The sequence below is a fragment of the Endozoicomonas sp. SESOKO4 genome (assembly GCF_024606275.1).
This window is the reverse complement of sequence record NZ_JAHHPS010000414.1, coordinates 1-6,983: the sequence shown is the minus strand read 5'-3', so window position 1 is coordinate 6,983 and position 6,983 is coordinate 1. Positions and strand designations below refer to the sequence as shown.

Annotated in this window: 7 protein-coding genes; 2 read left to right on the top strand and 5 right to left on the bottom strand. The window is 46.9% G+C overall.

The genetic code is table 11. The features are described 5' to 3' along the window. Together KDK16_RS08105 and KDK16_RS08100 are read right to left on the bottom strand one after the other, a co-directional pair. The coding region (locus tag KDK16_RS08105) for an HlyD family type I secretion periplasmic adaptor subunit (protein ID WP_257275531.1) at positions 1 to 1,415 on the bottom strand (1,415 nt) is incomplete at its 3' end. Next, positions 1,415 to 3,550 (bottom strand): type I secretion system permease/ATPase, encoded by a 2,136-nt coding sequence (locus KDK16_RS08100; protein WP_257275528.1) that lies wholly within the window; start codon positions 3,548 to 3,550, stop codon positions 1,415 to 1,417. The genes KDK16_RS08105 and KDK16_RS08100, both read right to left, overlap by 1 nt. Before the next feature lie 150 nt (positions 3,551 to 3,700). Here KDK16_RS08100 and KDK16_RS08095 point away from each other — a divergent pair, with 150 nt between their 5' ends. Then, positions 3,701 to 4,228, top strand: coding sequence for a hypothetical protein (locus tag KDK16_RS08095; protein ID WP_257275526.1), 528 nt, complete (start codon positions 3,701 to 3,703; stop codon positions 4,226 to 4,228). A 76-nt stretch (positions 4,229 to 4,304) separates the two neighbouring features. On the opposite strand, the gene KDK16_RS08090 is transcribed toward KDK16_RS08095, so the two are convergent. Together KDK16_RS08090 and KDK16_RS08085 are read right to left on the bottom strand one after the other, a co-directional pair. Further along, entirely contained in the window at positions 4,305 to 4,835 is a 531-nt protein-coding gene (locus KDK16_RS08090) for a hypothetical protein (protein ID WP_257275524.1), read from the bottom strand. After that, the gene (locus tag KDK16_RS08085; RefSeq protein ID WP_257275522.1) at positions 4,832 to 5,335 is read right to left on the bottom strand and encodes a transposase; all 504 of its coding nucleotides are present in this window, start codon (positions 5,333 to 5,335) and stop codon (positions 4,832 to 4,834) included. The genes KDK16_RS08090 and KDK16_RS08085 overlap by 4 nt, the downstream gene beginning before the upstream one ends. Positions 5,336 to 5,849: 514 nt before the next feature. Here KDK16_RS08085 and KDK16_RS08080 point away from each other — a divergent pair. After that, a complete protein-coding gene (locus tag KDK16_RS08080) occupies positions 5,850 to 6,293 on the top strand; it encodes a hypothetical protein (protein WP_257275520.1) in 444 nt (147 codons plus the stop codon). Between the two features lie 109 nt (positions 6,294 to 6,402). Here KDK16_RS08080 and KDK16_RS08075 read toward each other — a convergent pair whose 3' ends face one another. Further along, complete coding sequence (locus tag KDK16_RS08075; RefSeq protein ID WP_257275519.1) at positions 6,403 to 6,729, bottom strand: putative quinol monooxygenase; 327 nt, start codon at positions 6,727 to 6,729, stop codon at positions 6,403 to 6,405. Between the last annotated feature and the right edge of the window lie 254 nt (positions 6,730 to 6,983).

The following is a 6,983-nucleotide window of genomic DNA, read 5'->3' as shown; positions in this document are numbered from 1 at the left end:
ATGCTCTCCTGCTTAAACCTCAAAAGCGGACTCAAAAAGTATTCTATCAATCGCCGCTGCCCGGTTTTAATTTCCACAGCTACACTCATGCCAGGCGACAGATTCACTTTCCTTTTCTCTACCAGCATCCAGTCTTTCTCTATGTGAACACTGGCCAGGTACCGCAAGCCTTGCTTTTCATCGGGTACAGCGTCGTCGGAGATATTGATCAGCTCACCGCCAATCAGACCGTATTTGGTGAAGTTGAAGGTGTCGATTTTCACCTCTGCCCGCTGGCCTTCCTGCACAAAGCCGATATCTTTGTTCAGCACCCAGGCTTCAACTTCCATGGTTGCTTCTTTAGGTACGATCTGCATCAGTGCCTGTGCAGGCTGAACGACACCTCCAATAGTGTGTATCTGGAGTTGCTGCACTGTGCCGTCTATGGGCGAAACAATCTTCTGCTGGTCATGCAGTTCCTGGGCCTTGATGCTTTCCTGCTTCAGGCTGGTCAGCTGGCGACGAACCTGCTCCTGTTGATCCAGGCTCTCCCGGCGTTTCTGGGCATGGAGGCTGTGCAGCTGGTTTTGAGTCTCTTCCTGTTCTGCGACCAGCTGCTGAACCGTCGCTTTTTGTGCCTTGATATCTTCTTCCAGCTCTATGCGTTGCTGTTCCAGTTCGAGATACTGAACCCTTGAGCCGAAGTTCTTTTTGTAGAGCCCCTCCAGTGCCAGTGTTCGCTCTTCAATGATGGGTAAAATCCGCTGGAGCTTGCTGACGATAGCTTCAATAGTCCGCTGCTCAGCCACTTTACTCTTAAGCTGGCTCTTTAGGGTGTCTGAAGCCGTTAAGTAGTCTTTTATCTGCTGGGCAAGCAACTGTTCTTCAAAAGCCAGTGTTTCCTGTGACGGCGAGCCACTCGAGTACTGGTCATCTGCCTTATATTGGGGTACCCGGATACTGTCCGGCTGGTCTTGGGCTGGTTGATCAAGATAACTAACAAACGCCCGTTGTCTGGCCAGTTGCAGCTCAAGAGCGATTATTTCTTTTTTCAGCCTGACCAGTTCTGCCTCGGTCACAATGCCAACCAGAGAAACCAGTGGATCGCCAGCTTTCACCTCATCGCCTTCCCGAACGTGAATGGCCTGTACTTCACCTATCACCATCGGCTGAATGGTTTTTACGCGCTCGCCCGGTACGATTTTGCCCTGTGCTGTGGCAACAATATCAATCCTGCCCACGCAAGCCCACACAATGGCTATTGTGAATAACAGGATGATGGTTTTTACAATTATTCGGCTGGTCGGGTTCGCCGGTGTTTCCTCCACTTCCAGAGCTGCCGGTAGAAATTGGCGTCGTGTATTGTGCAATGCTTCCTGTTTTTCTGTTCTGGTCAACAGGAACCTGGTCGCTTTTTCCCAAACTGGTCTGACCATCAGATAGCCTCCCGCAAACCATGTTGATGGGCATTCAGCCGGGCGTAATGTCCGCCTTGCTTAACCAGCTGATCATGAGCGCCTTCTTCCACAATACGACCTTTTTCCATGACAATGATGCGGTCAGCATCCCGCACAGTTGAAAGACGATGGGCAATAATAAAAACCGTCCTACCCTGGCTGATCCGCTTCATATTCTGTTGAATGATGTGTTCGGACTCATAATCCAGCGCACTGGTGGCCTCATCGAATATCAGAATTTTCGGATTGGTCAGTAATGCCCGAGCTATGGCAATACGCTGTTTCTGCCCACCAGAGAGGGTGCTGCCCTGTTCACCAACCTGAGTGTCATAACCTTCAGGCAATTCAAGAATAAAGTCATGGGCACCTGCCAGCTGGGCGGCAGCAGTGACCCGTTCAATAGAAGCACCCGAATCAGCCAGTGCTATGTTGTCGCGTACTGAGCGGTTAAACAGAAAGTTTTCCTGAAGCACCACGCCGACTTGCCTTCTCAACCAGGCGGGCTCGACTAACGCAAGGTCAATGCCATCGACCAATACTCGACCAGACTCAGGCACATAAAGTCGTTGTACCAGTTTGGTGAGTGTGCTTTTTCCTGAACCCGAGCGACCGACAATACCAATGACTTCACCCGGTTTGACGGCGATGGAGATGCCATTCAAGACAGCAGGACGATCGGGTTGATAGCGGAACGTGACATGTTCAAACTTGACAACACCCTTCAGTGTTGGAAGTGTTGTACGATTTGGGTCATGTCCCGGCTCTGTGGGTGTATTCAGAACATCGCCCAGCCGCTGAACGGAAATACCTGCCTGCTGAAAGTCCTGCCAAAGTTGAACCAGTTTCAAAATAGGTGCACTGACTCTGCCAGCAATCATATTGAAGGCAATCAGCATACCGACCGATAGCTCACCATTGATCACCAGGGTGGCGCCAACCCAGAGAATCAGCACTGTGACTACCTTGTTGATTAGCCCTGCAAACTGGCTGGCAATATTACCCAGGTTCATCGCCCGGAACGAGGCAGAGACATAAGCTGCAAGCTGATCTTCCCAGACTCGTTGCATCTGAGGTTCAACCGCACTGCTTTTAATGGTTTCCATCCCGGTGACAGACTCCACCAGAAAGGACTGGTTTTCTGCGCCTCTCTTGAACTTTTCATTCAATCGGGCACGAAGAACAGGCGTTACTATCAGGGACAGAATGATATAGAAAGGTATAGAGCCGAGAACAATCCAGGTCAGTGTCGGGCTGTAGAAGTACATTACTACAAAGAAGATGATAGTAAACAACAGATCAATACACAGCGTCAGCGCAGAACCGGTAATAAACTCCCGAATTGTATCCAGCTCACGGACACGGGCTACCGTGTCACCGACTCTGCGGGCATGAAAAAAAGCAACGGGCAAGCGGAGCAGGTGATTAAAAAGCCGGGAACCCAGCACCACATCTACCCGATTGGTAGTATGGCTGAACACGTAGTTCCTGAGTCCATTCAGCACAATATCAAAGACTGACAGCACGAGCAGACCAAAAGCCAATACATCCAGTGTCGTTAGTGCCTGATTGACAAGAACCTTGTCGATAATGACCTGGAAGAACAGAGGCGTAATCAGGGCAAAGAGCTGAATAAAGAAGGATGCCAGCAGCACTTCATAAATCAGTTTTTTATGCTTGAGTATGGCCGGAATAAACCAGCTGAAGTCGAATTTTGCTATCCCCCCTGGTAGCAATGACCGTTTGGTGAATAGAAAGAGTTCACCAGTGAACAGGGTTTCCAGTACATCCAGTGATACCGTTTCAGGCCGGTCTTTCAAAGGGTCCTGGATCAGTGCTTTGCCATCATGAAAGCGGGCAATGATAAAGTAATGGCCATCAGAGTGACGGGCAATGGCGGGTAGAGGCAGATCTTGAAGTTTTTCACACTGAACTTCTGTACGACGAGCCTTGAGCTTTAAAAATTTTGCGGCCCTTAAAAGGTCTAACCCCTCAACAGGTCGATCGGAATCACCAAACTGGTGTTTGATCTGCTCCGGCTGAGCGGCCAATCCATGAAAACGGGCCAGCATCACCAGACAGGTCACTGCTGATTCCGAACTGCGTACACCATCCATCGGTGCGACTTCCTATAATTATTCTGTTCCTTGTGAGTTTGGATTGGATACTTTTAAGGCAGTGCGTGTCAAGATTTACCACTAAATGTCACCAAATGTTCATCAAAAGAAACAAATAACGAACGCTTTCAAGTAGAAGTGCCTTATGATTTGAATTCACTTACCTGCTTTCTGGTACTGGCTATTGAGGAAGGACTGGCAGGGTCAGAAGACAACTGTTATCGGATACATGGACGACAGATGACAGCCATTAAGCTATTTCTTCGGCTTTGTGTTTTGAGTCCCATGTCGGCGACAGCACATGATCTCTATGACGTCATTTCAAAGCGACTTCGACGCTTGCATAGCATCGACTCCTACGAACCTTTCTATTTTGTGTTCACAGATCGCAATCAGAACCAGGACTACATAATGAATTGTTTTTTCAGTGATGCGTATGAGCTTTTTTACAACAACCTGTCATTGTTTGAAGAGTGGTTAAGTCAAGCTAAAGAAATAGAGCTGGTTCAAAAAACCGTCTTGGATGAGAGAGCATTTTTATGGTCGGTTTTTCTTACAGAGGCACAACAGCTTGAGCATGTTTTGTTCAATGAGAAACCAATCAGGCTGGAGCAACACCCATATATTAAAAAACTACGGGACAGAATGGATGAATATAAGAAATATGTTGGACCTTGAGCAGCGGTGTGGTCACCGGATAACAGCAGAGTGGGTGACTTTTTAACGGTAGAGGTGGTCAATCTGGACAGTGCAGCTAGCAATAATGAAGATAGCCACAGAACTGATAGGCTGATGTGCCGCCTACCATCGCGTTCCTGCTGCTAAGCCACATGGCCTTACCCGCCGGGCAAATGCAAGTTTCTTCCTGTTTATCGAAGGCAAAATCTTTCAGGGTGAAACGGTCCGAGGCGGTAGGCTTACCGTGTTTCTTTGCCAGGGCCGCCCGCTCCTTTTTGTGTTGAATCTTATAACGCCCAGCCTGATCAAAGTTCGGATCACGCTGACGAAACTGGTTGTCTGCAATATAGCCATCGACGTTCATAGCCAACAGGGACTCCAGGCTCTCCCGAGAGTGGAAGCCACTGTCGGCTACAATTTTGGCGGTAGTCAGTACATTGCGGTGTTTGAGCCATTCACAGTGAGCGTCAATCGCCTGCACCATGGGTATCAGAGTCGGTTGCTCAGCGCCGCTACCATAGGCTTCCCCGTGCATAATCACCTTATGCTTACTATCAACACCGGCCACACCGCAGTAGCCCTGGATCACGCCTTTGGAGGTTTTCATTTTGGCACTGTCGGGGTCGGTGACATAATGGCGAACATCTCCCTGCCGATCAGACTCAATTGATCACACACCATTAGCACCTGCATAAACAGCTGGGTAATCGGTCCCTTCAAGCGGCTGATAAATTCGGCGATGGTCGTATAGTGAGGCTGACTGTCGGCTGACAGTGCCATAAATACAATGTTCTCCCGACAGGCTTTTTCGATTTTACGACTGGAGGTGATCCCTCGGGAATAGGCGAACAACACCACCTTTAAAAGCATGGCTGGATCGTAGGTTAAACGACCGGTTTCATCATTGTTGTAATGCTCATGAAAGATCGAAGTATCGATTTCATGATCTACCAGGTAATTCAGCGTGTATTCAAAAGAGCCCGGCACCAGTTGTTCGGCAAGATTAACTGGTAATAACAGATTCTGACTGGTGTCGTACGGTTTAAAGCGAGACATAGTGCGGGTTTTAAGTCTTCTCAGGGGCTTGAGCGCTATTTTATCAGACAACACCGGCCAGGACAGGGCTTTTGAGGGTTTTTCTACAGCCTCAACGCTTGCGTGTAGCGCGCAGCCGAAGGCGTCGTCGGGTGGAGGGGTGAAGCCCCGGAACGAACTGGAAGCATTTGTTATGCGGCGGTTACCCTGAACGAAAATTTCTTTATAACTAATATGGCAGCTATTTAAGTATGAACTATATTAGAACCTACTTCTTGTTATGGTGTTTTCAAAACGAAATAAAATGAAACATTTTGGGCTTTTCACATCAACCTTACTGCTTTGCATTGTACTAAAATCTGAAGCAGGATTTGAAAGAATAATCATTAAATCTGACAAAATACCGGTACTTGAAATCACAGCCAAATATAATCATCAAGCATCCAGGACCAGAAATATAGTCCCCGATAAAATCATTGTCAGGTCATTACTATCAGATACAGTAAGAAGCAGGCTGGGGACACATCCCTTCTTTACAGCTCTAGAGAATTTTTCGCGTTCTTTGTACAGGACAGGAATTATGAGTATGACTGCTGAACGCGAATACTCTAAGAGTTTTACTTTGTCATTCGATAACGCACCTAGTTTATTGTTAAGAACGCCAGCTATTGACATGATGGATTGGCAAGTGGTTTTTTCTCATCTAAATCAAGACAATCTGCTTTATCAATCTGGTTATCAAATCCCAGGAGTTCATCCACTTATATTATTTTTCTCGTGTGATTTTTTGAATTATCTTGATCAGAATATTTTAACAGGAATCGCAGGCAGCCAAGCAATACAAATTCCTTTATTACAATTAACTGCTAATACTGAGAACTATTTAACAGATGATTTGGTATTTACAGAATCTGCCAATGAAACAGACTTGATTATTAATATATACCCTCAAGGCGAGAATCAAGTGTCTCCTCCAGAAGGGTATAGCGTGAAACCATTTTTTGAGGGCAGCTTAAAACATTACCAATAGCTGCATAACGCTAAACTGTGGGCCGGAGCACGCAGTGCGGTCGTCCCGCCCCGAAGGGGCAAGCACCAGCGTATTGTTAGACGCTTTTAGTTGAGCTGAATGCTACAGCTTAGGCGTACTGAGTTTGCTGCAAATAATCATCCGTAACCTGTAGCTTATATACGGTTTTTGAGTTTTCTATACACTCTCGCATATCTTCAATAGCAAGTATGGATTCATGCTCTCTAAGGCCATTATTATTTGCCCATAAATCCATGTTTGGCCATTGAGCATACGCAACAAATTTTAATGGATCATCTGTTGAATGCAACCTTGAACCCAAGCTACCTAACTCTTTAAAAATAGCCTGTGTAGTTTTTAACCAGGATTGTCTGAATTGTTCTTCTTTTCCGGGTTTTATGTTGAACTCATATACAGCAATAAACATGTTTTTCATCGTTTTTGATTTTGTGATGCCGCCTAACCACAGAGCTGACGGGCAACGTAGCTGTCCCCGTCAAGTGAGCTGTTAGGTGGCGTGGTTATTTCTGAAGGTGGTTTACGATGATGGTGAGAGTTTCTTCTATTTTATCAAAACGCTTGTCGTGTTCGTCAAAACGCTTGTCGTGCTGTGCAAAGCGCAACCGATTTTCCTGCTGGTACTCTCGCATTTCCCGTCTTGTTGCCAGTATCTCTTGGTGTGTATCACCA

Coding starts and splice junctions, on each gene's coding strand:
- KDK16_RS08100 (WP_257275528.1), bottom strand. CDS start 3,550: ATGGATGGTGTACGCAGTTCGGAATCAGCAGTGACCTGTCTGGTGATG.
- KDK16_RS08090 (WP_257275524.1), bottom strand. CDS start 4,835: ATGAAAACCTCCAAAGGCGTGATCCAGGGCTACTGCGGTGTGGCCGGT.
- KDK16_RS08080 (WP_257275520.1), top strand. CDS start 5,850: ATGACTGCTGAACGCGAATACTCTAAGAGTTTTACTTTGTCATTCGAT.
- KDK16_RS08075 (WP_257275519.1), bottom strand. CDS start 6,729: ATGAAAAACATGTTTATTGCTGTATATGAGTTCAACATAAAACCCGGA.